Below are 25,425 nucleotides of genomic sequence, written 5' to 3'. Positions count from 1 at the left end.
CCACATGGACCCGCGGGTTCCCGACGGCCCCGTGCCGGCGCGGGGCCCGCGGGTCCGTCGTCCGGCGCCGGTCCGGGCACGGCGGGGTCACCGCCCGGCACCGCTGCCGGACCGCGACGGGGTGCCCCCGGCCCGGTTCAGTATGCCGACCGGCACCTCCTGGGGGACCGTCGCCGAGTTCCTCCTGGACCGGACCAACGGTGCCGCCGAGGTGGCCGGGCGGCTCTCCCGCGGTGAGGTCCTCCTGGGTGACGGGACCGTGGTCACCGAGCACACGGCATACCGGGCAGGGGAGTGGATCTATCTGCACCGGGACGTCGCCGACGAGCCCGAGGTGCCCGGTGAGCTGGGCGTGGTGCACCGGGACGGGCACATCATCGTCGTGGACAAGCCGCCGTTCCTGGCGACGATGCCGCGCGGTGCCCATGTCACCCAGACCATCGTGGTGCGGCTGCGCCGCCGTCCCGGGCTGGAGCAGGTCTCCCCGGCGCACCGGCTGGACCGGCTGACCGCCGGCCTGCTGCTGCTGACCACCGACCCGGGGGTGCGCCGCGACTACCAGGAGCTCTTCGCGCAGCGGCAGGTCGAGAAGGTCTATCACGCTGTCGTGCACCTGGATCCGGCGCTCGAGCTGCCCGGCGAGGTGCGCTCACGGATCGAGAAGCCGAGGGGTCGGCTGCAGGCCGTCCAGGTGCCGGGCGAGCCCAACGCGGTCACCCGCATCGAGCTCCTGGATCGGTCGGGTGCCCTGGCGCTGGTGCGCCTGCGACCCCTGACGGGACGCACGCACCAGCTGCGGGTGCACCTGGCCGGACTCGGTGCCCCGATCGTGGGTGACCCGCTCTATCCGGCTGTCGTTGACGTGGCCCGTGGGGACTTCTCGCGGCCGCTGCAGCTGCTGGCGTCCGAGCTGGCGTTCACCGACCCGCTCAGCGGCGAGCCGCGCCGCTTCGTCACCGGCCGCGCCCTGACTGTCGGCCCGTGGGGTGCGCCGGGAGCCGACGCCCGTGAGTCGGGTGTCGACCTCGGCAACCCGCCGCTGGTCGGTCCGTGATGGACTGGCGCCCATGGAGCAGCAGCCCGTCATCGCCCTCATCCAACCGGCCGACCAGCCGCCCGACCGCATGCTCGGCGCGGCCCGCGCTGCGGAGGAGGCCGGTCTGGAGGAGCTGTGGCTGTGGGAGGACTGCTTCGCGGCCAGCGGGATCGCCCCGGCGGCCGCGATCCTTGCGGCCACGAGCGCCATGCGTGTCGGCATCGGCCTCATGCCCACGCCGCTGCGCGCGCCCTCGCTGACCGCCATGGAGATCGCGACGCTGGCCGCGATGTTCCCCGGACGCTTCCTCCCGGGCCTCGGGCACGGGGTCCAGGACTGGATGACCCAGATCGGTGGCGCGGTCGCCTCGCCGGTCACCCTGCTGCGTGAGCAGCTCTGCGCCATCGGCCCGCTCCTCCGCGGCGAGGAGGTCACGACCAGCGGCCGCTATGTGACGCTCGACCGGGTGCAGCTGCGTTTCCCGCCCGCGGTGGTCCCGCCGCTGCTCGTCGGCGGTCGCGGGCCGAGGACCCTGGCCCTCGCCGGCGCGCTCGCGGACGGTGTGATCCTGGACGACGCCGCGCCGAGGGGCCGGACCGACCCGTCCCGGGTGGCCGAGGCCGTCGGCACCGTGGTCGCCGCCCGCGCGGAGGCGGGGCGAGAGGGCTCACCGGAGGTGGTGGCGTTCCTGCCCACGGCCGACGACGTCAGCCCCGCCCAGCTGGCCGAGCAGATCCTTGTGCTGGGCACCTCGGGTGTGCACCGCGTGGCTGCCTTTGCCGGTGGGGTGGACAGCGCGCCGGCGTCGGGTGACCGGGTAGTGGCCTTCGTCGACGTCCTCGCGGAGGCGCGTGACCTGGTGCGCCGCGGCTGAGGCGCGTGCCCTGGTGCGCCGCCACTGAGGCGCGTGCCCTGGTGCGCCGCCACTGAGGCGCGTCTAGCGTGAGAGCCATGGCTCTGGAGAACATCAACATGCAGGCGCGTGACCCGCAGCGCACCGGCGAGTTCTGGGCGGGTGCGCTCGGGCTCACCGACGGGCGCCTGGGCGCCGACGGGGTCTGGGAGGGTCGGCTGGACCTGCAGGAGCTCTCCCTGGACATCTGCATCGATCCGGTGCCCCACCCGCCACCCCCGGGCTGGAGGCTGCACCTGGACCTCCTCGGCGGCGCCGAGCAGGAGGCCGTCGTGCAGCGACTGCTCGGCCTGGGTGCCCGCCACGTCGACATCGGCCAGGGTGACGTGCCCTGGGTGGTCCTGGCCGACCCCGACGGCAACGCGTTCTGTGTGATGGAGGAGCGCGAGGTCTACCGCGACACCGGGCCGATCGCTGCGCTGCCGCTGGACAGCGCGGATCCCGAGCGCGACGGTGCCCTGTATGCCGCTCTCACGGGCTGGGTGCCCTCCGAGGGGCTCGCGCCGGTGTCCCTGCGGCACCCCAGCCTGCGTGGTCCGTTGCTCGAGCTGTGCGTGGAGCCCGCGCCCAAGGTCCGCCAGAACCGCACGCACCTCGATGTCCGTCCCGAGGCCGTCGGCCCCGACCAGGCCGGGCTCGTCGACCTGGCACTGTCCCTGGGCGCGAGCCGGGCCACCGAGGACTGGGCCCAGGGCCTTCCCTGGGTCGTGATGCGGGACACGTCGGGCAACGAGTTCTGCGTGCTGGCCGACCGGTGAGCAGTCCCGGGTCCGGCGCCTGGCCTCGTGGCCACGGAGCCCGTCCCGCGAGACCGTGACGGGCACCCTCCGCGGCCGGCGCCGCGCACGGTCCGCCGTGCGTACTCGCTGCCGTGCCGTAGGCTGACGCCCATCGGGGTCAGGGAGGTCAGGGAGGTGTGCGACGTGGGTGTCGCAGGGGAGAACGGACGGGTCGAGACGCTGCACTCCCTGGGGGTGCTGGACGCACCCGTGGAGGAGCGCTTCGACTGGATCACGCGACTGACGCAACAGATCTTCGGCGTCTCCTACGCCGGCATCAACCTCATCGACGCCGACCGGCAGTGGAGCCTGGCACACACGGCGCACGATGCTCCCCGGGAGGTGCCGCGCTCGGAGAGCATGTGCGACCACACCATCCGGACGCCGGACCCGCTGGTGGTGCCGGATGCCCGGGGGCGACGAGCGCTTCAGTCACAAGGCGGCGGTTCGGGCCGGGGTTCTCCGGTTCTACGCCGGCCAGCCGCTGGACGTCAACGGGGAGCGGGTCGGTGCGCTCTGCATCGCCGACGACTCCCCACGCGAGCTCTCCGAGGAGCAGGTGGCGCTGCTCGGGGACCTCGCGCACCTCGTCGAGGTCGAGCTGTCCAGGACTCGTGAGCTGTGGCAGGCGGCGGAGGTGCAGCGCAGACTCCTGCCGGCGACGTCGCCGGACCTGCCGGGGTTCGACGTCGCCGGGCGCTGTGTCCAGGCCCGGGTCGTCGGCGGTGACTTCTTCGACTGGCACGTCACGGACGGGCACCTGCAGCTCGTCATCGCGGACGTGATGGGCAAGGGACTGAGCGCGGCGATCCTGGCCGCCAGTGTGCGAGCCACGCTGCGGGTCGCGACCAGGTTCAACCCGCTGGACGTCGCGGTGACGAAGGCGGCCGCGAGCATCGCGGACGACTTCGAGGACCCCGGCACGTTCGTCACGGCCTTCCTCGTCAGTCTGGACTACCGCACCGGCCGGTTGGAGTACATCGACGCAGGCCACGGTCTGGCGATCATCATCGACGCCTCGGGGGAGGCCCGCCGGCTGATCGGTGAGTACCCGCCCTTCGGCATCGACCTCGGGCACGCGTGGCACACCCAGGAGGGCGTGCTCGAGCCCGGGGAGACCCTCATCGCCGTCAGCGACGGCTTCATGGACTTCTTCGACGACCCGTGGGACTCGATCGGCGCCGCGGCCGAGGTCACGGCCAAGGCCACCAGCGCCTCCGGGCTGGTCGACGACTTCATCGACTAGGCCGTGAGCCGCGTGCCCAGGGACGACGTCAGTGTCGTCGCCATCCGGAGGACCCGTTGAGCCTCCGGCGCCTTGCGCTGGTCAGACTGCTGGTCGTCCTCACCCTCGGGACCGGCCTCTGGTACGTCGGATGGCGCTGGATGTTCTCGATCAACTGGGCCAACTGGTGGATCGCCCTGCCCCTCGTCCTCGCCGAGACCTACGCGCTCACCGACGGCTTCCTGTTCGGCATCACCATGTGGCGCGCCCGGCGCCGGCCCGACCCGCCCGCGCCGGCTGCCGATGCGACGGTCGACGTGCTGATCACGACCTACAACGAGCCGGTCGAGATGGTGGCCCGCACCGCTGCCGAGGCACAACGGATCCGGCACCCGCACACCACCTGGATCCTGGACGACGGCAACCGTCCGGAGATGCAGGCCGCGGCAGAGGACCTCGGCGTGGGCTACCTGCGGCGCAGCGACGACTGGTCCGACCGCCCCCGGCACGCCAAGGCCGGCAACCTCAACAACACCCTGTTCGAGACCGACGGGGAGTTCCTGCTCGTGCTGGACGCCGACCAGGTGCCCGACCCCCTTATCCTCGAGCGCACCCTGGGCTACTTCCAGGACCCGGAGGTCGCGCTTGTCCAGACGCCGCAGTGGTTCACCAACGTGACCGACTCGGACCCGCTGGGCAGCCAGGCACCCCTGTTCTACGGCCCCATCCAGCAGGGCAAGGACGGGTGGAACGCCGCCTTCTTCTGCGGGTCCAACGCGGTGCTGCGACGAGAGGCGCTGATGCAGCTGGGCATCGTCGGCTACGTCCGCAGCGTCCGGGAGGCGGTCGACGACTCGCTGCGTGCGTCCCGCAGGGTCATCGCCCGTGCCCGGCGTCGCGCGGCCGACCACGGACCCGTCGCCGTGCGGGCCCTCGACGACGTCGCGGCAGCCGTCCCCGTCGCGCAGCGCCGGCTGCGCAGCGGTGAGCCGCTGGCGGACATCACCTACGACTTCCGACAGGTGGTGCACCAGGGGTCGCGCAGCATCGTCGAGCACGACCTGGAGCAGATCCGCTCCGACCTGCAGGAGCTGGAGGGGCTGTCCGGGGAGGGGACCCCACCGGTGTCGCTGGACGAGGAGCTCGGGCTCCCGGTCGTGGACGACGACGCGATGGACCGCCTCGCTGCGCGTGACTTCTCCCCGCTGGGGGCACTGCAGTCGGTGACCACCCTGCTGCGCGCCGTCGACGTGGACCGCGACGAGGAGGCCCAGCCGATGATGCCGCTGGCCACCATCTCCGTGACCGAGGACATGGCCACGGCGATGCGGTTGCACGGCCTGGGCTGGCGCTCGGTCTACCACCACGAGGTCCTCGCCCACGGCCTGGCGCCGGAGGACCTGCGCACCATGCTGCAGCAGCGGCTGCGCTGGGCGCAGGGCACCATGCAGGTCTTCCTCCGCGAGAACCCGCTCGTGCAGCGCGGCCTGTCGGCCGGGCAGCGGTTGATGTACCTCGCGACCATGTGGAGCTACCTGTCCGGGTTCGCCGCCCTGGTGTTCATCGCCGCCCCGGTCCTCTACCTCTGTTTCGGGGTGCTGCCCGTGAACGCCTACGGTTGGGAGTTCGTGCAGCGGTTCGTGCCCTACATCGTCATCAACCAGCTGCTCTTCCTCGTGGTGGGCTACGGCGTGCGCACCTGGCGGGGGCACCAGTACAGTCTCGCCCTGTTCCCGCTCTGGATCCGTGCCTGCTGGACCGCCGCCGCCAACGTCTTCCTCGGTCGGCCGCTGGGCTTCGTCGTCACCCCGAAGACCCGGCAGGCCACGGAGCCCGGGTTTCCCTGGCGCCTGGTGCTGCCCCAGCTGGTCGCGAGCGTGCTCCTCGTCGTCGCCTGCGTCATCGGTGTCGTGCGACTGTGGACGGGGGCTGCCGACAGCATCACCGGCACCCTGGTCAACATCGGCTGGGTCGCCTACGACCTGGTCGTCATCAGCGTGATCTTCGAGGCGGCACGGTACCGTGCCCCCGAACCCGACAAGGAGAGTGTCGACTGATGCAGATCACTGACAGCGCCCACGGTGAGGTCACGGTCCTGCAGTGCGAGGGCCGGCTGACCATGACCACCGCACGGCCGTTCCGCGAGGCGATCGAGGCCCGCATTACCGGTGGCACGACCCGCCTGGTGCTCGACCTGAGCGCGACGGAGTTCATCGACTCCTCCGGGCTGGGCGCGCTCATCGCAGGCCTGAAGCGGGCCCGCCAGGCCGGCGGAGACCTCCGCATCGCGGGCGCCGGCACCCAGGTGCTCACCGTCCTCAACCTCACCAACCTGGACCGTGTGCTGCGGCCCCACGACTCGGTCGAGGAGGCCTGCGATGGCTGGTGACCAGCACCTGCGCTCTGGGCTGGCCCTGCCGGCGGCCCTCGACGAGGTGCACGATCTCCTCTCCGAGGTGGGCGCGGCGCATCCCGATATCGGGGCGACCGAGCTCATGCGCCTGGAGACGGCGCTGATCGAGCTGGTGGGCAACATCGTCGAGCACGGCCGTCCCCCGGGCGAGGTGGCCTACACAGTGCGTGTCTCTGTCGAGCCCGAGCAGCTCATCGCGGTGCTCACCGACACAGCGCACGACCTCGCCCCGGAGCCGGGGGAGGAGATGCCCGAGACGTGGGCCGAGTCGGGTCGTGGCCTGCCGCTGGCCGGCGCCGTCGTCGACGAGCTCGTGCACCAGCCCACCGAGGGCGCGGCGCCCGGCAACACCTGGCGGCTGCGGCTGCAGCGGGAGCCCGGCGGGGGCTGAGACGCCGGCCGCGCGCGGAGGCCGCCGATCGCCCAGACTGGTGCGATGAGACTCGGGCTGCAGATGTCCTACTGGTCGTGGCCGGACGCGCCACAGTCGATCGGGCCGACCTTCGCCCGGATCGCCCGCGACGCCGAGGGCGCCGGGCTGTCCAGCCTCTGGGTGATGGACCACTTCTTCCAGATCGGGACGATCGGTCCGCCGGAGGCGGAGATGCTGGAGGCCTACACGACGCTCGGGTTTGCTGCCGGGGTGACCTCGCGCATCGAGCTGGGCGCGATGGTGACCGGCGTGACCTACCGGCACCCCGGCATACTCGCCAAGACGGTGACCACCCTCGATGTCCTGTCCGGCGGGCGCGCGCTGCTGGGCATCGGCGCGGCGTGGTTCGAGGGGGAGCACCGCGCCCTCGGGGTGCCCTACCCGCCGGTGGCCGAGCGCTTCGCGCGGCTCGAGGAGACCCTGCAGATCCTCGCGCGGATGTGGGACGGCGACGAGTCGGAGTATGCCGGCACGTACTACCACCTGGAGCGTCCGCTGTGCTCCCCGCCGCCGGTGCGCCGGCCGCCGGTGCTGATCGGCGGCGGTGGGGAGCGCAAGACCCTGCGGCTGGTCGCGCAGTACGCCGATGCGTGCAACATCTTCGACATGGGCCCGGACCGGATCCGCGGCAAGTACGACGTGCTCGCCCGGCACTGCGCCGACCTCGGACGCGACCCCGCCCAGATCGAGCACACGGTGCTGTCGCGGCTCTCCCTGACCCGCTCCGGCGGCGAGACGATGGCCTCGGGCGAGACCTCAGTGAGCGTGGCGCAGGCAGTGGACAAGCTGGGCGAGCTGGCTTCCATCGGGACCGACACCGTCATCCTGGGGATGGCGAACGACACCGACCCCGGGGCCTACGAGCTGGTGGCTGAGCTGGTGGACCAGGTCAGCTCTTGAGCCGGACCATGCCCTCCTGGCCCACCGTGGCCAGCAGCGTGCCGTCCTCGGCGAACATGTGCCCCATGCCCAGGCCGCGCCCACCCTGCGCCGACGGGGACAGCTGGGTGTAGAGGACCCACTCGTCGACCCGGGCCGGGCGGTGGAACCACATCCCGTGGTCCAGGCTGGCGATCCGCAACCGTGGGTCGCCCCACATCACGCCGTGCCGGCGCAGCACCGGCTCGAGCAGGCTGTAGTCCGAGGCGTAGGCGAGCACGGCAGCGTGCAGGTGCGGGTCGTCGGGCACGTCACCGGGCAGTCTCATCCACACCGACTGGCGCTCGCGGGGCTCCACCTCGCTGCCGGGGTAGAGCTGCGGGTCGACGTGCCGCAGCTCGACGGCCCGGGCCGCGGCGTGCCGGGCCAGCGGGTGGTCGATCTGGGCCAGGGCCTGCGCATCCGGGGGGAGCTCCTCGGGCCGCGGGACGTCCGGCATGGGGATCTGGTGGTCCAGCCCCTCGGAGACCTCCTGGAAGGAGGTGATCATCGACAGCAGGATCCGGCCGTCCTGCACCGCGTGCACCCGCCGTGCGGAGAACGACCCGCCGTCGCGCATCCGGTCGACCAGGAACCGGATGGGGCGGTTCGCGTCGCCGGGCCGCAGGAAGTAGCCGTGCAGCGAGTGGATGTGGCGGGCCCCGCCACCGTCCTCGTCGCCGACGGTCCGCCCGGCGGCCACGACGCACTGGGCCAGGACCTGGCCGCCGAAGACGCGGCCGTGCGGCATCGGCTGGCTGCGTCCGGCGAAGACCTCGCCCTCGCTGTCGCGCAGGTCCTCGTCGACACCCTCGACCGAGGCCACCCGCACGCGGGTCTTGCCCTCGAAGGTCAGGTCGAGCACGTTGAGCAGGTCGGTCAGCTGGTCTTCCGGTGTGGTGCTCACGCGGGCACTGTAGTCGACCGGAGGCCCCCTGAGAGGATGGGCGCATGCCCCGTCCCGCTCCCTCCGTGCCGCCCACCGCCGCCACCGTCGAGGTGCCGGTCCGGTGGTCCGACATGGATGCCTATGGCCACGTCAACAATGTGCAGTACCTCCGTTACCTGGAGGAGGCCCGCGTCTACGCCTTCAACCAGTGGTTCGGCCAGGAGCGTTCGCTGCTCGAGGACGGGGTGCTGGTCGCGCGCTCCGAGATCGACTACCTGGCACCCATGACGTTCAACTACCAGCCGGCGCTGGTCACGCTGTGGTGCTCCCGCATCAGCGGCGCCAGCTTCGACATCGCGTATGTCGTGCGGCAGGGCGGCACGGACCTCACCTTCGCGCAGGCCGAGTCGACCCTGGTCACCTATGACCTGACGGCGGCGCGCCCGCGTCGCCTCGCCGACCACGAGCGCGCGGCCATCGAGACGGTCCTCGGTGAGCCCCTGCTGCTGCGCAGCCACAAGGAGCGGCGTCATGAGCACTGACCGCGGCGTCGCCCTGGAGTTCCCGGACGTCGAGAGCCTCCAGGACCTCGGCATCTTCGTCGGTCGCGCCCGGACCCTGATGGAGGAGGGGGCCGTGCGGCTGCAGGTCAGCGGCACCGTCCTGGCCGCGTGGGTGTGCGTCCTGCCCGGGCGCGGGCTCGTCGGTCAGGGTGTCGTGCTCGGCCTGCGCACCATGCCCCTGGCCGCGCTCCGGGGCGCCACCGCCCTGGACGTCACGGTGCCCCTGGCGGCCGTGAGCGACCGGCTGGCCCGCCGCGGCAGCTCCGGAGACGTGGGGACGGTCCTGCCGGTGCCACCGATGACGACGACCGAGCAGTGGACGGCGCTCACCCCGGCCCGGTCGGGGTGGGAGCAGGTCGGGGTCATCCCGGCCGACGACCTCCTGGAGGCCGCTCGGGCGGGCATCGCCGAGATCGCCCAGGGCGCGCCCGAGGGGTCGGGCGGCCATGCCGTGGCGGCGCTGCGCGAGCGGGTCTGGGGCCGACCGGTCGGGGACGGGACCCTGACCGCGGGAGCCGGCCTCGCGGCATACGGCCTGGGGTTCGCCCGACCCGGGGGAGAGGTGAGCGTCTTCCGCGCCGGTCCCTGGCTCCGGGCCAGCACCCCGGTCGGCCACATCCTCACCCGCTGACCGGGGCCCGGTCCCGGCTACTGACCGCCGCGGCGGGGAGTGGACGTGTCCGGGTGCATCGCGATGAACACCGAGTGCGGCGGCGTCTGCGGGTCGCGCGGCCGGTTGTGGAAGTCGTTGACCAGCTCGTAGAGCCGCTTCTGGAACTCCTCGACGTCGCCGCCGTTGATGCGGAGCCGCGCCAGCTCGCGCTGCTCGGGTGGCACGCTGGCGATCTCGGAGACGAACGCCTCCACGATCGGGCCGGTCATGACGCCGGGCGCGTCGAGGTACCAGGACTTGCCGGTCGCCCGGTAGGGGATCTCCCGCGCGCCGCGCTCACCCCGGCGGACCGGCTCGGCCCGCAGGAAACCGGTCTCGACCAGCGTGCGCACGTGGTGCAGCACGGAGGCGGGATTGCGGTCCAGCGCCTCCGCGATCTCCTTGTTGGTCAGCGCCTCGTCCAGGGTGAGACGGAGGATCCGGAGCCGCAGGCTGGAGGCCAGGGCCCGCGCCTCGGTGTCGGTCGCGGCCCGGCGCTCGAAGTGCTCCGCGACGCTGGGAGGGGGGCCGCTGGGCCCGCCTTCTCCCGCGGTCTCCGGGGCGGTTATCTGGGCGTTCTCGCCGGTCATGGGCCTCAGTGTAGGCACGCAAAAGCGTGATTGGCTTGTCTCAATCGCCGGTGTGCCCGCGGGCAGGTAGCGTCGTGCCGTGGACTCACAAACTCTGGTGAACCTCGGTCTGGTCCTGGTCTTCGTGCTCATCGGCGGTGTCTTCGCCGGCACGGAGATGGCGATCGTCTCATTGCGGGACGGACAGGTCCGCAAGATCGAGGCGAGCGGAGCACGGGGCGAGCGGATCGGTGCCCTGGTGCGCAACCCCAACCAGTTCCTGTCCGCCGTGCAGATCGGCGTGACGGTCGCCGGGTTCTTCTCCTCGGCCTACGGCGGGTCGACGATCGCGCCGGACCTGGTGCCGGTGCTGACCGGCTGGGGCCTGCCCGACGGGCTCGCCGACACCGTTGCGCTGGTCGTGATGACGCTCGTCATCGCCTACCTGTCCCTGGTGCTCGGCGAGCTGGTGCCCAAGCGGCTCGCCATGCAGCAGGCGGTGGCGTTCACGAAGGTGCTGGGCCCGCCGCTCAACCTCTTCGCCAAGCTGGTGCGGCCGGTCATCTGGCTGCTGTCGGCCTCGACCAACCTCGTCGTCCGGCTCGTCGGCGGCGACCCGAACGCCAAGGCCGAGGAGATGACCACTGACGAGGTCCGCGAGATCATCGAGGGCCACCAGGGGCTGCGTCCCTACAGCCGCCGCATCCTCACCGATGTCTTTCGCGTGCACGACCGCAACCTCGACCGCGTCATGCGCCCGCGCCCCGACGTGGAGTTCCTCGCCGGCGACCAGACCGTCCAGGAGGCCCACGGGCTGATGGTCTCCTCGACCCACTCGCGGTTCCCCGTGACCGGCCGCTCGGTCGACGACGTGCTCGGGTTCGTGCACATCCGGGACGTCCTCGCCGTGCCGCTGGGGGAGTGGTCCACGCGCCGGATCGCCGACATCACCCGGCCGATCGTGCCCCTCCCGGGGAGCCTGCACGTGCTGCCGGCGATGACCCGGCTGCGCGCGGAGAAGCAGCAGATCGCCCTGGTCGTCGACGAGTACGGCGGCACCGACGGCATCGTCACCATGGAGGACCTCGTCGAGGAGGTGGTCGGGGAGATCTACGACGAGTACGACGCCGTCACCGACCCCGAGGACGCCACGCTCAGCCACGGCGAGTCGCTGGTCGTCGACGGCAGCCTCAACGTCGAGGAGTTCGAGGACCTCACCCAGGTGGAGCTGCAGGGGGACAACTACGACACCGTGGCTGGCCTCGTGCTGGAGCAGCTCGGCAGGCTGGCGACCGCAGGGGACACCGTCGAGTGCTTCGGCCTGCGCCTCGAGGTGCTCGGCATGGAGGGCATGCGGATCGACCGGGTGCGGGTGACCGTCGTGGGCGAGCCCGACGCCGGCTGAGCACCGGACCACGCTTCACCCGAGCAGGCGCCCGAGCCGGGTGCCCGCCCGCCCCGGCCCCTGCGCGCCCGTCCACCCCGCTCGCTGCGGCTCTGCAAAAGGTGGCGTATGCGACGTCTTCTGCAGAGCCGTGGGCGCTGGTGCGGTGGTGCGTTCTGCAGAAGGTGGCGTATGCGACGTCTTGTGCAGAGCCGTGGGCGCTGGTGCGGTGGTGCGTTCTGCAGAAGGTGGCGTATGCGACGTCTTGTGCAGAGCCGTGGGCGCTGGTGCGGTGGTGCGTTCTGCAGAAGGTGGCGTATGCGACGTCTTGTGCAGAGCCGTGGGCGCTGGTGCGGTGGTGCGTTCTGCAGAAGGTGGCGTATGCGACGACTTGTGCAGAGCCGTGGGCGGGCCCGACGGCAGATGGCCCGCCCGCGTCGGCTCAGACGCGGAGCCAGACGGTCGTGTCCGTGGGAACCGTCCCGTCGGTGAGGGCGGCGCTGCTGAGGAGGGGCTCGGCGCCCTCGGGCAGGGGCAGCGGCTCCGCTCTGAGGTTGGTGATCACCCGCACGCCCGAGCCGTCCCGGTCGGTGGTGCGGAACGAGACGACGTCCTCGCCCAGGCCGTCCTCCCACGACAGCTCGCCGACGCCGAGGTCCAGCTCACGGCGGGCCGCCAGGAGCGTGCGGTAGAGCTCCAGCGACGAGCCGTCCACGCCGACCTGGCGGTCGACGGCGAGGGCGCCGTAGATCTCCGGCTGCGGCAGCCAGGTCTGTCCGCTCGGTCCGAAGCCGTATGACGGACGGCCGGCCTCCCAGGGCATCGGCACCCGGCACCCGTCCCGGCCGCGCTCCGCGTGGCCCGAACGCTCCCAGGTCGGGTCCTGGCGCACGTGGTCCGGCAGGGCGGTGTGGTCGGGCAGGCCGAGCTCCTCGCCCTGGTAGACGTAGGCCGATCCCGGCAGGGCCAGCATCAGCGCGGTCGCCGCGCGGGCGCGGCGGGCACCGAGGGCAGCGTTGGGCTGCACGTCGCCGACTCCGATGCCGTTGGGACGCTGGGACCCCACCTTCAGCCCCAGCCTGCTGGCGTGGCGCACGACGTCGTGGTTGGACAGCACCCACGTGCTGGGTGCGCTCACCAGCTCGGCCGCGTCGAGGGAGTCGGTGATCACCTCGCGCAGGTCCGCGGCCCGCCACGGGCACTCCAGGAACCCGAAGTTGAACGCCTGGTGCATCTCGTCGGGACGGGTGTAGGCGACGGCGCGCTCGACCGAGTCCACCCAGGCCTCGGCGCACAGGATGCGGTCGCGGGCCGGGTCGCCCGCGGGGTTGTAGCTGTCGAGCAGCTTGCGCCACTCGCGGTAGATCTCGTGGACGGCGTCCTGGTCCCACATCGGGGCCCGCTCCGGCTCCTCGCCCTCGGTGGCGTGCTCCTCCTCGTGGCTGCCCAGCATGCCGGTGCGCTCGTGCCAGTCCGGCAGGCCCTCGGCCTTGACCAGCCCGTGGGCGACGTCGACGCGGAAGCCGTCGACGCCGCGGTCCAGCCAGAACCGCAGCACGTCCAGGAACATCTCCCGGACCTCCGGGTTCTCCCAGTTCAGGTCCGGCTGGGTCGGGTCGAACAGGTGCAGGTACCACTGCCCCGGGGTGCCGTCCGCCTCCTCGAGCCGGGTCCAGGCCGGCCCGCCGAACACGGACTGCCAGTTGTTCGGCGGCTCGGAGCCGTCGGCCCCCTTGCCCTCCGCGAACATGTAGCGCGCCCGCTCCGCCGAGCCCGGTGCCGCGGCCAGCGCCTGCTGGAACCACGCGTGCTCGCTCGAGGTGTGGTTGGGCACCAGGTCGACAATGACCCGGATGCCGAGGTCGTGCGCCTGGTCGATGAGCGCGTCCGCGTCATCGAGGGTGCCGAAGACGGGGTCGATGTCGCGGTAGTCCGCCACGTCGTAGCCGGCGTCGTTCATCGGCGAGACGTAGAACGGTGACACCCAGATCGCGTCGACGCCGAGGTCGGCCAGGTAGGGCAGCCGGGCGGTGATGCCGGCCAGGTCACCGACACCGTCCCCGTTGCCGTCGGCCCACGACCGGGGATAGATCTGGTAGATCACCGCGTGACGCCACCAGGGGGCGTCGTGGGGCTCGGCCGGGTGGTGGGCGCGCGTGGAGATGGTCACGGGTCACCATTGTGGGCGACCCGGGACCACTCGGCGAAATCTCTGCCCGGGTGACCCTCACCGGTGGTGCCTGGCCCGCCCGAGCTGCCCCTCGGCATACGGCTCAGCGCGCCACCCGCCGGGGGAAGACGTAGGCCGTGAGGGCAGCGGCGACCGCGATGATGCCGAAGCACCACAGGATCGCGACCAACGCGTGGCCGCCCGGCGGGGAGCCGGCCAGCAGGGCCCGGGTCGCCTCGATGACGGGGGTGATCGGCTGGTGCTCGGCAAAGCCGTGGAGCCAGGAGGGCATGGTCGCCACGGGCACGAACGCGCTCGAGGCGTAGGGCAGGAACAGCAGGACGAAGCCGTAGCCGCTGGCTGCCTCGGGCGAGTGGGCCAGGAGGCCGAGCATCGCGAACACGGTCGTGATGGCCAGGATGTACAGCCCCAGGAGGGCGACCACCGCGAGCCACTCCAGCGCACCGGCGGCGGGCCGGAACCCGATGAGCACCGCGGCGAGGACGACCACCGCGGTCGCGAGCAGGTTGCGCGCCAGGCTTGCCACGACGTGTCCGACCAGGACGGTGCCGCTGGGCACCGGCATGGTGCGCAGCCGGTTGATAGTGCCTGTGGTCATGTCCTGGGCGACTCCGACGGCCGTCGAGGCCGCTCCGAAGCCGGCGCATGTGAGCACGATGCCGGGCACGACGTAGTCGAGGTAGTCGCCGCTGGGCGAGATCGCGCCGCCGAAGACGTAGGTGAAGACGAGCATCAGCATCAGGGGCAGGACGACGGCCATGAGGAGGGCCTCGACGTCGCGCAGGCTGTGTCGGGTGGCCCGGCCGACGAAGGCCGCTGAGGCGGTGAGTATGCCGCTGCCCGGCGCGGGCGACGGCGTCCGGTCGGTCGGGGGACGGGTGGGCGTGGTCGGCGGGGCGCTCATCGGGCCACCTCCAGGCCGTGGGGTGCGTTGTCGTCGGGCCGGTCTGCGCTGTCCTCGGTCGGGTGGGCGCGGTGCCCGGTGAGGTGCAGGAAGGCGTCGTCGAGGGTGGGTTGGCGCAGCTCGACGCGCAGCCCCGGTGCGGTCGCCGCGACCTCGGCGCTGACGCGGGCCAGGTCCGCCGCGGACCCGTCGGTGGCGACCTCCTGCACGACGGTGCCGGACCCGTCGAGCACCCGCAGGAACGCCCCGCCGACCAGCGACTTGAGGTGCCCGGCGCTGCCCTGCGCGACGATCCGGCCGCCGTCCAGGACAGTGATCTGCTCAGCGAGCTGGTCGGCCTCCTCGAGGTACTGCGTCGTGAGGAACACCGAGGTGCCCTCGGCCGCCAGCGTCCTGATCTGGTCCCAGAGCGCGATCCTGCTGCGGGTGTCGAGCCCGGTCGTCGGCTCGTCGAGGAAGAGCACCTCCGGTGGCCAGATGAGGCTGATCGCCAGGTCCAGCCGGCGCCGCATGCCTCCGGAGTAGGTCGCCACCCGGCGGCCGCCTGCCGTGGCGATCTCGAAGCGCTCGAGCAGCTCGTCGGCGCGGGCCCGGGCGGCGGCGGGGCGCAGCCCGAGCAGACGCCCCATCAGGACGAGGTTCTCCCGACCGGTCAGCACCTCGTCGACTGCGGCGAACTGACCGGTCACGCTGATCCGGTGCCGGATCCGGCCGGCCTGCGTCGCCGGGTCCAGGCCGAGGACACGCACCGTGCCCGAGTCGTGCGGGACGAGCGTCGTGAGGATGTTGATCAGGGTGGTCTTGCCGGCACCGTTGGGGCCCAGGAGTGCGTGCACTCCCCGTCCCAGTGACAGGTCCAGCCCCCGGAGCACCGGCTCGCCGCCGTAGCCCTTGCTCACACCGGCGAGCTCCAGGACAGGGCTTTCTGTGTACATCATGCACTGAGTATGACATACATAGTGTGCGGCGTAGACGAAAAAACCGGCCCGCTGCATACTGTGGGGCTATGGGCGAGACAACCGAGTCGGGGCTCCCGCGCGTGGTGGCCATTGCCTGGGGCACCCACGCGGCGCCGCAGCGCGGGCCCGCGCGCGGGCTCAGCCACGAACGCATCGTCGAGCGGGCGATCGAGATCGCCGACGAGGACGGGCTGGCCGCCCTGACGATGCAGCGCCTGGCCGAGTCCCTGGGCTTCACGACGATGTCGCTCTACCGCTACGTGGCCAACAAGGACGAGCTGCTCATGCTGATGGCCGGTTCCGAGGTGCTCCTGCCCGCACGGGTCGAGCCCGCAGCCGACTGGCGCGACCGGCTCCGGGTGTGGGCCAGCCAGCTGCGCTCGACCTACCAGGCGCACCCCTGGATGCTCGAGATCGTCCGGGGGCCGGTGTCGGTGCTCCTGCCCGGGTCGGTAGAGATCGTCGACCGGGGGCTGGAGGCCGTGGACGGCCTGGACCTGACCGACCAGGAGCGGATCGGCATCATCCTCGCGGTGAGCTCCTACGTGTCCGCGTTCGCGACCCTCGAGCGTGATCTCGCCGGGCAGGAGGACCTGGAGTTCGGCCCCGAGGCGATGAGTGAGCTGGGCGAGGTGATCACGCCGGCACGGCTGCCCTTCGCCGCGCCGCTGTTCCTGTCCGGCGGTTACGTCGGGGGACCGGTGACCGAGGAGACCCAGGGCGTGGACTTTGAGTACGCCTTCGGGCTCGAGCTGTTGATCGAGGGGCTGGCGGCGCGCGCTGACGCCCGGCAGGCGAGGCCCACGCGCCGCTGAGCACTGGTCCTCGGGTCAGGTCGCGAGGCGCCCGGGAGCCCCGAGGTCCGCACGGTCTGCGGCCGAGGTGCCCGACACCCAGCCCTCCGGGTCCAGCGACGCCCGGCTCCGTCGGGTCTGCAGGCGCGGGAACCGCTCCGCCACGGCTGCCTCCACCTCCTGGTCGCGCGCGGCCAGCACCAGTGACGTGCGGTCGCTCCTGTCCGTCGCGCGGTCACCGGCGCACTGTCGGGACACGTCGCCCCCGGACTCCAGCGACTCGGCGTCCGCCCACTCCTGCTGACCCTCCCGGGCAGCCAGCTCCAGGCGCTCGCCGATCCGCACGGCGAAGGCGGTGAGGAAGCTGCGGCGGAACGAGCGCGTGCGGTTCTGGCCGGTCCAGTGCTCCCGTGACCCCGCGGCTGTCATGGCGGTCGTGGCCTGGACCATGAGGGAGGTGAACAGCAGCTCCACGGCGCGCAGGTCGGTCGGGAAGCCGACGACCGTGCTGAAGCCGAGGCCCTTCTGCCACACCGCGGTGCACCGATTTGCCCCGGCGATCGCCGAGACCAGCTGGAAGCGGGCCGACTCGTAGGGGCGGTCCACCCCCACGCGGATGGCGGCGGGTCCGTCGCCACCACCAGCGTCCCGGTCGAGCAGGGCACGGTCGATGCTGTGGCGCGTCATCAGCTTCTGGGCGGCGGCCGTGAAGGTCTCGGCCTCCGCCGGGAACGTGGTCGACTCGGCCTTGGCCAGCATCATCCGCACCCTGCTGAGCAGGCGCTGGTCGACCTCTGGCCCGGGCGCCTGCCGTGGCGTCGCCTCGCCCGGTCGCGCGGACAGCTGCTCGATCGGCGGCAGGACCTTGAGCGTCACCTCCAGCAGGGCGGCAGCCCGGCTGACCGCCGCCCAGCCACCGTTGGCACGAGCGGCTCGTGCGGTCACCGGCTCCTCCTCGGGACGCCACCACACGAACGCGCCGATCTCCTCCAGCTGGGCCTTCCACCGGGCATCAACGGTCACCGGCGCATACCTGGCCACGTCGGCCGCCATCAGGTCGCCGAGCAGGTCCGCGACGAGCGCAGACTCCACGCGGGTGGCGACGCGGTGCAGGTCAACCGGCTCCCAGCCCCTCGCCCACGCCTCCTGGACCAACCGCCCCAACTGCGGCCCCGGGCCGCCGGTGCCTCTCGTGCCGGCCCCACCTGTCGACATACGATCCCCTCCTCGTCGTGCCCCGCCCCGTCGGCGGACCTCATCCCGGTGCCCACGGTGGCACACGGCACGGACAGGGCGTCCGTCGCCTGTGGATAGTGATGGAGGCCTCGGCGGCCCCGCTCCGCCCGGGTCAGCACCGCCCGGCGGGAGGGAGGACTCCAGCAGTAAAGAGCCGGTCAATTCTGAGTGCCGTGTTCGTATGACCTGGGTGCTACCGGGGAGTTTCGGCCTAGCCTGCTCGCGCAGGGGAAAACCTTCATAGGAGCGAAAGTGTTGAGATCGCGTTCCGCTGCTCTGCTTGCGGCGCTTCCCGTGCTGGCCCTCGGACCGGCCACCCTGTCCACCGCCATCGTCGAGAGCCCCGAGCCGACGTCCGAGGTCGCCAGCGCCTCGACCACGACCGAGGAGCTGGCCGCTGCCCCGCACATCGTGCGGCTGGTCGACCCGCCCCTCGCGACGTATCGCGGCGGCATCGCCGGCCTCTCGGCCACGACCCCTCGGACGACTGGTGAGACGCGGCTCGACGTCTCGTCCCCTGCGTCCCGCGCCTACCTGGCCCATCTCCGCACCGAGCAGGACGCGTTCCTGACCGCCGCGACCCTGGCTCTCGGGGAGAGGCCCGAGGTCGAGCACCGCTACTCCCACGCCCTCAACGGTGTCGCGGTCCACGTCACGCAGGCCCAGGCCGAGCGGCTGCGCGGGTTGCCGGGCGTGGCCGAGGTCGAGGCACCGTTCGCGCGGGAGGTGCAGACCGACGCCGGGCCCGAGTGGATCGGTGCCCCCGGGCTGTGGGACGGGACCGCTGGTCCCGGCGGCGCCGCCTCGATGGGAGAGGGTGTGGTCATCGGGGTCATCGACACCGGGATCAACCACGACCACCCGTCGTTCGCGGACGTGGGTGGCGACGGCCACGACCACGACAACCCGCGCGACACCTTCTACGGGCTCTGTGACCCCCTCACCGGTGCACCGCTGTGCAACGACAAGCTGATCGGCGTCTGGGACCTCACCGGCACGGGGCCCAACGACGAGCACGGCCACGGCAGCCACACCGCCTCCACGTCCGGTGGCAATGTGGTGGACGCCGTCGTGAAGGCCCCGACCATCGCGCTCGAGCGCCCGGTCTCCGGGGTCGCGCCGCACGCCAACCTCATCGCCTACAAGGCCTGCACCCCCGCGGGCACCTGCCTTTCGCCCAGCCTCGTCGCGGCGATCGACCAGGCCACGGCCGACGGGGTGGACGTCATCAACTACTCCATCGGTGGCGGCTCCAGCGACCCGTGGGGCGATGCTGACGCTCTCGCGTTCCTGGCGGCTCGCGAGGCCGGCGTCTTCGTGGCGACCTCGGCCGGCAACGAGGGCCCCGGCGCCGAGACCATCGGCTCACCCGCCGACGCGCCATGGGTCCTCGGCGTGGGTGCCGCCTCGCACGACCGGGCGATCATCAACTCGGTCGCGGGCCTCAGCGGTGGCGCGTCGACCCCTCCGGGCGAGCTCGTGGGCCGGAGCATGACCGCCGGCTACGGCCCCGCGGCACTCGCGGATGCCAGGGCGTTCGGCGACGCCCAGTGCCTCCAGCCGTTCCTGCCGGGCACGTTCGACGGCCAGATCGTGGTCTGCGAGCGCGGTGTCAACCCCAGGGTGGAGAAGGGCACCAACGTCCAGCTCGGTGGTGCCGGCGGCATGATCCTGGTGAACACCGAGGCCGACGGCGAGTCCACCGTCGCCGACCCGCACGTGCTGCCGGCGGTGCACCTCGGATACACCGACGGCGCCCGGCTGGCGGCGTGGATGCGGGACGGCGGGGACGGTCACACCGGCTCGATCACCGGGACGGTCGTGACCAACGAGGCGAGCCTCGGTGACATCACCGCAGGCTTCAGCTCCCGCGGGCCCAACCTGTCCGTTCCCGGTGTCATCAAGCCGGACGTCATCGCCCCGGGCGTGGACATCCTGGCGGCCGTCCACACCGTCGACCCCACCGCCGGCCCCGAGTTCGGGCTCATGTCCGGCACCTCGATGTCCAGCCCGCACGCGGCGGGGGCCGCGGCGCTGGTGCGTGCGCTCCAGCCGGAGTGGACGCCCGCCGAGGTGCAGTCCGCCCTCATGGTGACCGGCCTCGACAAGGTCGTCCGCAAGGACGACGGCACCACCCAGGCCGACCCCTTCGACGAGGGCGCCGGGCGGGTGGACCTGACCCGGGCGGCCCGTGCCGGGATGGTCCTGGACGTCCCGGGCGCCGACTACCTGGCGGCTGACCCGGCACAGGGCGGCGACCCGAGCACCCTCAACCTGCCCAGTCTGGGTGAGGACGAGTGCCGCGGGACGTGTTCCTGGACGCGGCTGGTCCGCAACCCGGGCGACACGGCAGTGACCTGGCGGGCCACCACCGAGGGTGATGTCGGGCTGACCGTCTCGCCGCGCCGGTTCACGGTGCAGCCGGGAGAGCAGGTCGCCGTGAAGGTCACGGCCGACGTCAGCGGTCGGTCAGTCGGCACGTGGACCTTCGGGGCCGTCCGCTTCACGGCAGCGGGCAGCACCACGGTCCCCGAGGCGCACTTCCCCGTCGCAGTACGACCCGCCGGCGCCGGTGGCGACTCGATCGACATCGAGGCCGGCGCCGCCACCGGTTCGCACACCGAGACGGTGACCAGCCCCATCGACGTCAGGAGTCTGCAGGTCACGGTCGCGGGCCTGCAGCAGGGGGTGCGCGAGACCGTCCTGGTGCCGCAGGACCCGACGATGCTCGACCCCTACGACACGACCGTCGGCACCCACACCACGCTGGTCGAGGTGCCTGCCGGGTCCAGGGTGATCGCAGCCGACATCGGCCGCACCACCGCCAACGACCTGGACCTGTTTGTCGGCATCGACAGCAACGGGGACGGGGTCGCCCAGGCGGGGGAGGAGCTGTGTAGCTCAGCGACGGCCGGACCGATCGAGGGCTGCACGGTCGCCGACCCGGAGGGCGGGACCTACTGGGTGATGGTGCAGAACTGGCTCTCGGGCCAGGTTGCGGACGAGGCGGATCTGACCATCGCCGTGGTCCCCGGTGCCGATGCCGGGAACCTGACGGCGAGCGGCCCGGGCAAGGTCGCGGCGGACACACCGTTCGACCTGAGGTTCGACTGGGCGCTGCCGTCGCTCGAGTCAGGTGACGTCTGGGTCGGGGCCGTCGACCTAGGCTCCAGCAGGCAGAGCCCTGACGACGTGGGCTCGGTGCTGGTGACCCTCCACCGTCCCTGACGCTGCTGGACGGCCTGCTCGGGTCGCGGACAGTTCAGCCGCCACCTCGTCGAGCAGCTGTTGGAAACCTGGCTCCTCGACGGGGAAGTGTCCGCAACCTTCCAGCCGCACGGCCCGGGTGGGCGCGGGCAGCGCCGCGAGAAAGGCCTCGCTGAGCCCCGGTGCGGTCCACCGGTCCTCGTCGGGATGGAGGAGTATGACGGGTGGCCGGCTGACCGTCTCGGGCGGCACGGCCGGGCCGGACGTCAGGAAGGTGCGGTACCACCCCAAAGGCATCGCGCCGCGGCCACCGCGGCGGTCCTCCAGCACCTCGGCTGACAGGCCGGGCGAGTTCGAGATCGTCGCCATCGGCGTCAGCCAGCGGATCGGCAGGGGCAGGCGCGCGAGGGGACCGCGGGCGAGGTGCAGCAGGGGGAGGCCGAGCGTGGCCAGCCAGGGGCACCGGACGATCCCGGCGCGGACCTCCGGCTGGGTGCTGTCCAGCAGGCAGGTCACGATGACCCGGTCCGCCAGGCCGGAGCGGGCCGCGGTGTCGAGGGCCAGCATCCCGCCCATGCTGGCGCCGACCAGGATCAACGGTCGGTCGTCGCGTTCGTGGTGGACGAGGTCGACGAGGATCTGCTGCCAGTCCGGGTAGCGCACGCTGCCGGACCGTCCGGACGGGTGCGTCCTCAGCCCCCACGTGCTCGACGTTGAGGAGCCAGTCGCCGCGGCCGTCGGCGTCGTGCCATGACCAGGCCGAGCGGGTCCGTGGCACCGGCCGGGGGAGCGGCCGGACGTGGCGCTCGGAACGGTCGTCGTCCGGGGTCAACCTCTCCGCGGCCGCGTGGAGGCGGGTGGCACGGGCACGGCTTCTACCCACGATTCGACGTATCCCTGGGTAGTTGTCGGGCACGTGTCTGGATGACCGTCCAGCTCTCCCGGCTGCCCCTCACCAAGTGAGCGGGTCCGGTCACCGGCACCACGGCATACGGCCTGATCAGTCGTCGTCGTGGGCGTTGACCATGAAGTTGGCCGCGTGCGCCATGTAGCCGCGCATCAGCTCGTCGTCCATCGGGGCGAGGCCGAGGGTGTCGATGGCGGCGTTCATGTGGGTGAGCCAGCGGTCCCGCTGGGTCGGTGTCACCTTGAACTCGATGTGGCGCATCCGCAGTCGGGGGTGGCCGCGCTGCTCGGAGTAGGTCTTGGGGCCGCCCCAGTACTGCTCCAGGAACATCCGTAACCGGACCTCGGCCGGGCCCAGGTCCTCCTCGGGGTACATCTCCCGCAGCGGCTCGTCGGTTGCGACGCCCTTGTAGAACTCGTGGACCAGCTTGACGAACGTCTCGTGTCCACCGACCCGCTCGTAGTAGGTCTGTGTCTGCTCCTGCTCTGCCTGGCTCACCCGGCCAGTGTCTCAGGAGCGGGTGCCGGTGCCGAATCCCGTCCGGACCGCGGCAGGAGGACCAGCGAGACCAGGGCGATGACCACCGTCACCAGGATCAGCAACCGGTAGTCGACCAGGCCCAGGACCGCCGCGCCGACGAGGGTGACGAGTGTCTGGGGCAGGTTGATGGCGATCGCGGTCGCGGCGCCCGTGCGTCCCTGCAGCCTGGGCGGGGTGAGCCGCTGCCGCAGCGTGATGAAGGAGACGACGGTCCACGTGACCCCGAAGCCCACGGCGGCGAGGCCGACGACCACCGCCGGGAGACTGGAGGTCATCGTGGGGGCCATCCCGAGGGCCAGGAGGACGACGCCGATGGCGAACACCCGCACCTCACCCCACCGGCTGATCACGGCGGCCGCGGTCAGGCCCGCGACGACCGCCCCCAGGCCCTGGATGCTGACCAGCGGTCCCAGCGACTCCGGCTGGAGCCCGAGCCCCTGCTCGATGATCGGGAAGATCGCGACGTTGACCAGGCCGGTCACGCCGAAGGCGATCGCGAGGATGATCGTCAGGCGACCGAGGACGGGGATGCCCGCCAGGTGCCGGAAGCCCGCCGTCAGCTGCGTCCAGTAGGTGCCCCGCTGGTCCGCGGTCTCCGGCTCGGACTCGCGCACCTGCACGGTCGTCAGCAGGCCGGCGGCGACGACGAACGCCCCGGCGGTGAGCAGGACCACGGCGTGGGGGCCCCATACGGCATACAGGGCGGTGCCGAGCAGCGGGGAGACCAGGCGCAGCGACTGGTCGATGCTGGAGAGCAGGCCGTTCCCCGAGGCGAGGTGCTCGTCGGGCAGGAGGTCACGGACGAGGCCGGTCTGGGCGGCGGCGGTCAGGTAGGCGACCATGGCGTAGGCCAGCACCACCCCATAGATCCACACGATCTGGCTGGCCGAGTCGACCAGCAGCAGCGTCAGCACCACCGCGGCGACGGCGAGGTTGGCGAGCACCAGGGTGCGTTTGCGGGAGAACCGGTCGGCGACCTGGCCGAGGACCGGCGCGAGCAGCGCGGGGACACCGAGCATCACGAAGGTGAGGGCGGCCGCGGCGTCGGAACCGGTCAGGTCCTTGAGCCAGACCGCGAGCATCAGGTAGAGGGCGCTGTCGGCCAGGTTGGTGAAGACCCAGGCCGTGGTCAGCCGTCGGAAGCCAGGGCTCTGCAGGGCAGCGGGGCCCCGCCTCCGCGTGGTCGGCATGCTCTGAGGCGTGGTCATGACGGATCCTCCGGATCGGGGTTGACGGTGCCGAACATGCGCACCTGGCGAGCGCCGGGCGGGCGGAGTGAGGGGTCCTCCGACCGGCCGGCGAAGCGCTCGCTCAGCCGGCGGAGGTCCTCGGAGTACTGCGCGGTCTCCTCGGCCGTCGCCCAGAACGAGCCCGAGGTGACCGTGGAGGCGTTCATCCACGCGGAGGTCTCCTGCCCCAGGGCAGCGAGATAGCGACGGACCCGTTCGGTCTCCCGCAGCATGTGCAGCGAGGCGACCTCCGAGACGGCCGTCACCGACCCGGGCTGCCCCTCCTGGGGACGCAGGTCGTAGCCGCCGGGGATGACCCGCCAGGGCTTCTCCCGGCCGCGGGACTCGGCCCGTTCGATGTAGCCGTACTTGTGCAGCATCCGCAGGTGGAAGGAGCAGCTGGCGACGGACTCGCCGATGTGCTCGGCGCACTGGGTCGCCGTGGCGTCCTCGACGTCGCCGAGGAAGTCCAGCAGCTCGAGGCGCACCGGGTGAGCCAGCGCGCGGATCCGCTCGGGGTCTGAGATGGGCTGGTCGGGAGAGGGCATGTCTCCATCATGCATCCTAAAGAACTGTTGCGCAAGAGTTCTTTAGGATGTTCACACGCTCGGTGGGATTGGGGAACGGGGGTTGGGGGGCGGGTGGCCGGTGCGCTCGGTGAGGCCAGGGAGCGGGTGCCGGTCTGCTCGGTGGGATGAGGGAGCGGGTGCCGGTGCGCTCGGTGGGACTGGGAGCGGGTGCCGGTGAGGTCGGTCGAAGGGTGGGGTGGTCAGGACGGGGGTGCGCCGAAGGTGACCGGCGGCAGGCGCACGCCCTCGGCGTCGAAGGTGGCCTTGGCCTTCTCACGGATCTGGCGCGGCACGCCCCACTGCTGGCCCGGCACGCACTTGGCGAAGACACGGATCGTCATCGCCCCGGCCGCGACCGACTCGACACCCGCCACGGTCGGCGGCTCGAGCAGCTTGGCGGCGGACTCCGGGTCGGCATAGAACTCGGCGACGACGCGCTCGACGAGGGGGATGACGCGGGCGGGGTCCTCGGTCGCGGCGACCTGCAGGTCGATGGTCGCCATGGCCCAGCCCTGGCTCTGGTTGCCGATCCGGATGATCTCCCCGTTGCGGATGAACCAGACGACGCCCGCCGCATCGCGCAGGCGGGTGACCCGCAGCGTCACCTCCTCGACGGTGCCGACCGCCTCGCCGGTGTCGATGACGTCGCCCACGCCGTACTGGTCCTCGATGATCATGAAGATCCCGGACAGGAAGTCCTTGACCAGCGACTGCGCCCCGAAGCCCAGGGCGACGCCGCCCACGCCGGCGCTGGCCAGGAGTGGTCCCAGCGGCAGCCCGACCAGCGACATCACGGTGAGGACCGCGATGGTGGCGACCACGAAGGTCGCCACGCTGCGCAGCAGTGAGCCCATGGTGAGCGCCCGCTGGCGCCGTCGCTCGGCCGCGACGCCGAGCAGCCGGCCGCTCGTGCTGAGCCGGTTGTCCTCGGCCCGCCGCACCGCGTTGTCGACGACGGTGCGGATCGCCCGGTGGCTGAGCCAGCGGGCGACGAGGGCCAGGAGGATCGTCACCAGCACCAGCAGGGGTGCCCCCAGGAGCCAGGTGCCGAATTCGGGCCAGGTGCTGAACGGCATACCTGGCATTGTCACTCACCCGACCCGGCCGGCTGGCAG

The 25,425-nt window shown here is 72.1% G+C and carries 23 protein-coding genes and 1 pseudogene; 13 read left to right on the top strand and 11 right to left on the bottom strand.

Going from position 1 to position 25,425, the window contains the following annotated elements; translation table 11 throughout:
• Positions 1–4: 4 nt before the first annotated feature.
• The 8 genes from DA085_RS18510 (at position 5) to DA085_RS18475 (ending at position 7,699) form a co-directional block, all read left to right on the top strand.
• Positions 5–1,054 (top strand): pseudouridine synthase, encoded by a 1,050-nt coding sequence (locus tag DA085_RS18510; RefSeq protein WP_109474468.1) that lies wholly within the window; start codon positions 5–7, stop codon positions 1,052–1,054.
• A gap of 13 nt (positions 1,055–1,067) precedes the next feature.
• Positions 1,068–1,910 (top strand): LLM class flavin-dependent oxidoreductase, encoded by an 843-nt coding sequence (locus DA085_RS18505; RefSeq protein WP_109474467.1) that lies wholly within the window; start codon positions 1,068–1,070, stop codon positions 1,908–1,910.
• A gap of 77 nt (positions 1,911–1,987) precedes the next feature.
• Positions 1,988–2,707: a VOC family protein gene (locus tag DA085_RS18500; protein WP_109474466.1), complete on the top strand. Its 720-nt coding sequence runs from the start codon at positions 1,988–1,990 to the stop codon at positions 2,705–2,707.
• A 349-nt stretch (positions 2,708–3,056) separates the two neighbouring features.
• Positions 3,057–3,974 (top strand): SpoIIE family protein phosphatase, encoded by a 918-nt coding sequence (locus DA085_RS18495; RefSeq protein ID WP_109474465.1) that lies wholly within the window; start codon positions 3,057–3,059, stop codon positions 3,972–3,974.
• A gap of 56 nt (positions 3,975–4,030) precedes the next feature.
• Positions 4,031–6,010: a glycosyltransferase family 2 protein gene (locus DA085_RS18490; RefSeq protein WP_237565606.1), complete on the top strand. Its 1,980-nt coding sequence runs from the start codon at positions 4,031–4,033 to the stop codon at positions 6,008–6,010.
• Complete coding sequence (locus tag DA085_RS18485; RefSeq protein ID WP_109474464.1) at positions 6,010–6,342, top strand: STAS domain-containing protein; 333 nt, start codon at positions 6,010–6,012, stop codon at positions 6,340–6,342. The genes DA085_RS18490 and DA085_RS18485 overlap by 1 nt, the downstream gene beginning before the upstream one ends.
• The gene (locus DA085_RS18480) at positions 6,332–6,757 is read left to right on the top strand and encodes an ATP-binding protein (protein ID WP_109474463.1); all 426 of its coding nucleotides are present in this window, start codon (positions 6,332–6,334) and stop codon (positions 6,755–6,757) included. Before DA085_RS18485 ends, DA085_RS18480 begins: the two co-directional genes overlap by 11 nt.
• Positions 6,758–6,802: 45 nt before the next feature.
• Positions 6,803–7,699: an LLM class F420-dependent oxidoreductase gene (locus DA085_RS18475; RefSeq protein ID WP_109474462.1), complete on the top strand. Its 897-nt coding sequence runs from the start codon at positions 6,803–6,805 to the stop codon at positions 7,697–7,699.
• On the opposite strand, the gene DA085_RS18470 is transcribed toward DA085_RS18475, so the two are convergent.
• Entirely contained in the window at positions 7,689–8,624 is a 936-nt protein-coding gene (locus tag DA085_RS18470) for an acyl-CoA thioesterase (protein ID WP_237565605.1), read from the bottom strand. The two genes, DA085_RS18475 and DA085_RS18470, sit on opposite strands and share 11 nt — an antisense overlap.
• Before the next feature lie 44 nt (positions 8,625–8,668).
• On the opposite strand from DA085_RS18470, the gene DA085_RS18465 reads away from it, so the two are divergent.
• Together DA085_RS18465 and DA085_RS18460 are read left to right on the top strand one after the other, a co-directional pair.
• A complete protein-coding gene (locus DA085_RS18465; RefSeq protein WP_109474461.1) occupies positions 8,669–9,148 on the top strand; it encodes an acyl-CoA thioesterase in 480 nt (159 codons plus the stop codon).
• A complete protein-coding gene (locus tag DA085_RS18460; RefSeq protein ID WP_109474460.1) occupies positions 9,138–9,800 on the top strand; it encodes a DUF8185 domain-containing protein in 663 nt (220 codons plus the stop codon). The genes DA085_RS18465 and DA085_RS18460 overlap by 11 nt, the downstream gene beginning before the upstream one ends.
• Positions 9,801–9,817: 17 nt before the next feature.
• Here the strand turns inward: DA085_RS18460 and DA085_RS18455 are convergent, their stop codons facing one another.
• Positions 9,818–10,411, bottom strand: a complete 594-nt coding sequence (locus DA085_RS18455) for an ArsR/SmtB family transcription factor (RefSeq protein ID WP_109474459.1) — start codon at positions 10,409–10,411, stop codon at positions 9,818–9,820.
• 79 nt (positions 10,412–10,490) lie between these two features.
• On the opposite strand from DA085_RS18455, the gene DA085_RS18450 reads away from it, so the two are divergent.
• Complete coding sequence (locus tag DA085_RS18450) at positions 10,491–11,795, top strand: hemolysin family protein (RefSeq protein WP_109474458.1); 1,305 nt, start codon at positions 10,491–10,493, stop codon at positions 11,793–11,795.
• 421 nt (positions 11,796–12,216) lie between these two features.
• Here the strand turns inward: DA085_RS18450 and DA085_RS18445 are convergent, their stop codons facing one another.
• From DA085_RS18445 to DA085_RS18435, 3 genes are all read right to left on the bottom strand, one after another.
• Positions 12,217–13,944, bottom strand: a complete 1,728-nt coding sequence (locus DA085_RS18445; RefSeq protein ID WP_109474457.1) for a glycoside hydrolase family 13 protein — start codon at positions 13,942–13,944, stop codon at positions 12,217–12,219.
• A 103-nt stretch (positions 13,945–14,047) separates the two neighbouring features.
• Complete coding sequence (locus tag DA085_RS18440; RefSeq protein WP_109474456.1) at positions 14,048–14,869, bottom strand: ABC transporter permease; 822 nt, start codon at positions 14,867–14,869, stop codon at positions 14,048–14,050.
• Positions 14,866–15,807 (bottom strand): ATP-binding cassette domain-containing protein, encoded by a 942-nt coding sequence (locus tag DA085_RS18435; RefSeq protein ID WP_237565604.1) that lies wholly within the window; start codon positions 15,805–15,807, stop codon positions 14,866–14,868. The genes DA085_RS18440 and DA085_RS18435 overlap by 4 nt, the downstream gene beginning before the upstream one ends.
• Positions 15,808–15,875: 68 nt before the next feature.
• On the opposite strand from DA085_RS18435, the gene DA085_RS18430 reads away from it, so the two are divergent.
• Positions 15,876–16,643 carry a TetR/AcrR family transcriptional regulator gene (locus DA085_RS18430; RefSeq protein WP_109474455.1) on the top strand — a complete coding sequence of 256 codons (768 nt, stop codon included), beginning with the start codon at positions 15,876–15,878 and terminating at the stop codon, positions 16,641–16,643.
• 15 nt (positions 16,644–16,658) lie between these two features.
• Here the strand turns inward: DA085_RS18430 and DA085_RS18425 are convergent, their stop codons facing one another.
• Complete coding sequence (locus DA085_RS18425) at positions 16,659–17,837, bottom strand: DUF2786 domain-containing protein (RefSeq protein WP_161958551.1); 1,179 nt, start codon at positions 17,835–17,837, stop codon at positions 16,659–16,661.
• 273 nt (positions 17,838–18,110) lie between these two features.
• Between DA085_RS18425 and DA085_RS18420 the strand changes: the two genes are divergently transcribed.
• Entirely contained in the window at positions 18,111–21,086 is a 2,976-nt protein-coding gene (locus DA085_RS18420) for a S8 family serine peptidase (RefSeq protein ID WP_161958550.1), read from the top strand.
• On the opposite strand, the pseudogene DA085_RS18415 reads toward DA085_RS18420, so the two are convergent.
• The 5 genes and pseudogenes from DA085_RS18415 to DA085_RS18395 form a co-directional block, all read right to left on the bottom strand.
• Positions 21,021–21,833: pseudogene (locus DA085_RS18415) on the bottom strand (alpha/beta hydrolase); the annotation flags it as partial. The gene DA085_RS18420 and the pseudogene DA085_RS18415 overlap by 66 nt on opposite strands.
• A gap of 232 nt (positions 21,834–22,065) precedes the next feature.
• Positions 22,066–22,470, bottom strand: a complete 405-nt coding sequence (locus tag DA085_RS18410; protein ID WP_109474451.1) for a globin — start codon at positions 22,468–22,470, stop codon at positions 22,066–22,068.
• Positions 22,467–23,720: an MFS transporter gene (locus tag DA085_RS18405; protein ID WP_109474450.1), complete on the bottom strand. Its 1,254-nt coding sequence runs from the start codon at positions 23,718–23,720 to the stop codon at positions 22,467–22,469. Before DA085_RS18405 ends, DA085_RS18410 begins: the two co-directional genes overlap by 4 nt.
• Complete coding sequence (locus DA085_RS18400; protein WP_161958549.1) at positions 23,717–24,289, bottom strand: ArsR/SmtB family transcription factor; 573 nt, start codon at positions 24,287–24,289, stop codon at positions 23,717–23,719. The genes DA085_RS18405 and DA085_RS18400 overlap by 4 nt, the downstream gene beginning before the upstream one ends.
• 221 nt (positions 24,290–24,510) lie before the next feature.
• Positions 24,511–25,386 (bottom strand): mechanosensitive ion channel family protein, encoded by an 876-nt coding sequence (locus DA085_RS18395; protein ID WP_237565603.1) that lies wholly within the window; start codon positions 25,384–25,386, stop codon positions 24,511–24,513.
• Between the last annotated feature and the right edge of the window lie 39 nt (positions 25,387–25,425).

The organism is Ornithinimicrobium cavernae (genome assembly GCF_003121625.1).
GTDB classification, from domain to species: domain Bacteria; phylum Actinomycetota; class Actinomycetes; order Actinomycetales; family Dermatophilaceae; genus Ornithinicoccus; species Ornithinicoccus cavernae.
Note: the sequence above shows the minus strand (reverse complement) of the source record. Positions and strands in the feature narration are given on the sequence as shown.

What these genes read in the sequence shown, in the direction of transcription:
- DA085_RS18495 (WP_109474465.1), top strand. Translation starts at nt 3,057, where the DNA reads ATGCTCCCCGGGAGGTGCCGCGCTCGGAGAGCATGTGCGACCACACCA.
- DA085_RS18460 (WP_109474460.1), top strand. Translation starts at nt 9,138, where the DNA reads ATGAGCACTGACCGCGGCGTCGCCCTGGAGTTCCCGGACGTCGAGAGC.
- DA085_RS18405 (WP_109474450.1), bottom strand. Translation starts at nt 23,720, where the DNA reads ATGACCACGCCTCAGAGCATGCCGACCACGCGGAGGCGGGGCCCCGCT.
- DA085_RS18425 (WP_161958551.1), bottom strand. Translation starts at nt 17,837, where the DNA reads ATGTCGACAGGTGGGGCCGGCACGAGAGGCACCGGCGGCCCGGGGCCG.
- DA085_RS18435 (WP_237565604.1), bottom strand. Translation starts at nt 15,807, where the DNA reads ATGATGTACACAGAAAGCCCTGTCCTGGAGCTCGCCGGTGTGAGCAAG.
- DA085_RS18395 (WP_237565603.1), bottom strand. Translation starts at nt 25,386, where the DNA reads ATGCCGTTCAGCACCTGGCCCGAATTCGGCACCTGGCTCCTGGGGGCA.
- DA085_RS18500 (WP_109474466.1), top strand. Translation starts at nt 1,988, where the DNA reads ATGGCTCTGGAGAACATCAACATGCAGGCGCGTGACCCGCAGCGCACC.
- DA085_RS18455 (WP_109474459.1), bottom strand. Translation starts at nt 10,411, where the DNA reads ATGACCGGCGAGAACGCCCAGATAACCGCCCCGGAGACCGCGGGAGAA.
- DA085_RS18465 (WP_109474461.1), top strand. Translation starts at nt 8,669, where the DNA reads ATGCCCCGTCCCGCTCCCTCCGTGCCGCCCACCGCCGCCACCGTCGAG.
- DA085_RS18430 (WP_109474455.1), top strand. Translation starts at nt 15,876, where the DNA reads ATGGGCGAGACAACCGAGTCGGGGCTCCCGCGCGTGGTGGCCATTGCC.
- DA085_RS18480 (WP_109474463.1), top strand. Translation starts at nt 6,332, where the DNA reads ATGGCTGGTGACCAGCACCTGCGCTCTGGGCTGGCCCTGCCGGCGGCC.
- DA085_RS18400 (WP_161958549.1), bottom strand. Translation starts at nt 24,289, where the DNA reads ATGCCCTCTCCCGACCAGCCCATCTCAGACCCCGAGCGGATCCGCGCG.
- DA085_RS18505 (WP_109474467.1), top strand. Translation starts at nt 1,068, where the DNA reads ATGGAGCAGCAGCCCGTCATCGCCCTCATCCAACCGGCCGACCAGCCG.
- DA085_RS18510 (WP_109474468.1), top strand. Translation starts at nt 5, where the DNA reads ATGGACCCGCGGGTTCCCGACGGCCCCGTGCCGGCGCGGGGCCCGCGG.
- DA085_RS18485 (WP_109474464.1), top strand. Translation starts at nt 6,010, where the DNA reads ATGCAGATCACTGACAGCGCCCACGGTGAGGTCACGGTCCTGCAGTGC.
- DA085_RS18440 (WP_109474456.1), bottom strand. Translation starts at nt 14,869, where the DNA reads ATGAGCGCCCCGCCGACCACGCCCACCCGTCCCCCGACCGACCGGACG.
- DA085_RS18475 (WP_109474462.1), top strand. Translation starts at nt 6,803, where the DNA reads ATGAGACTCGGGCTGCAGATGTCCTACTGGTCGTGGCCGGACGCGCCA.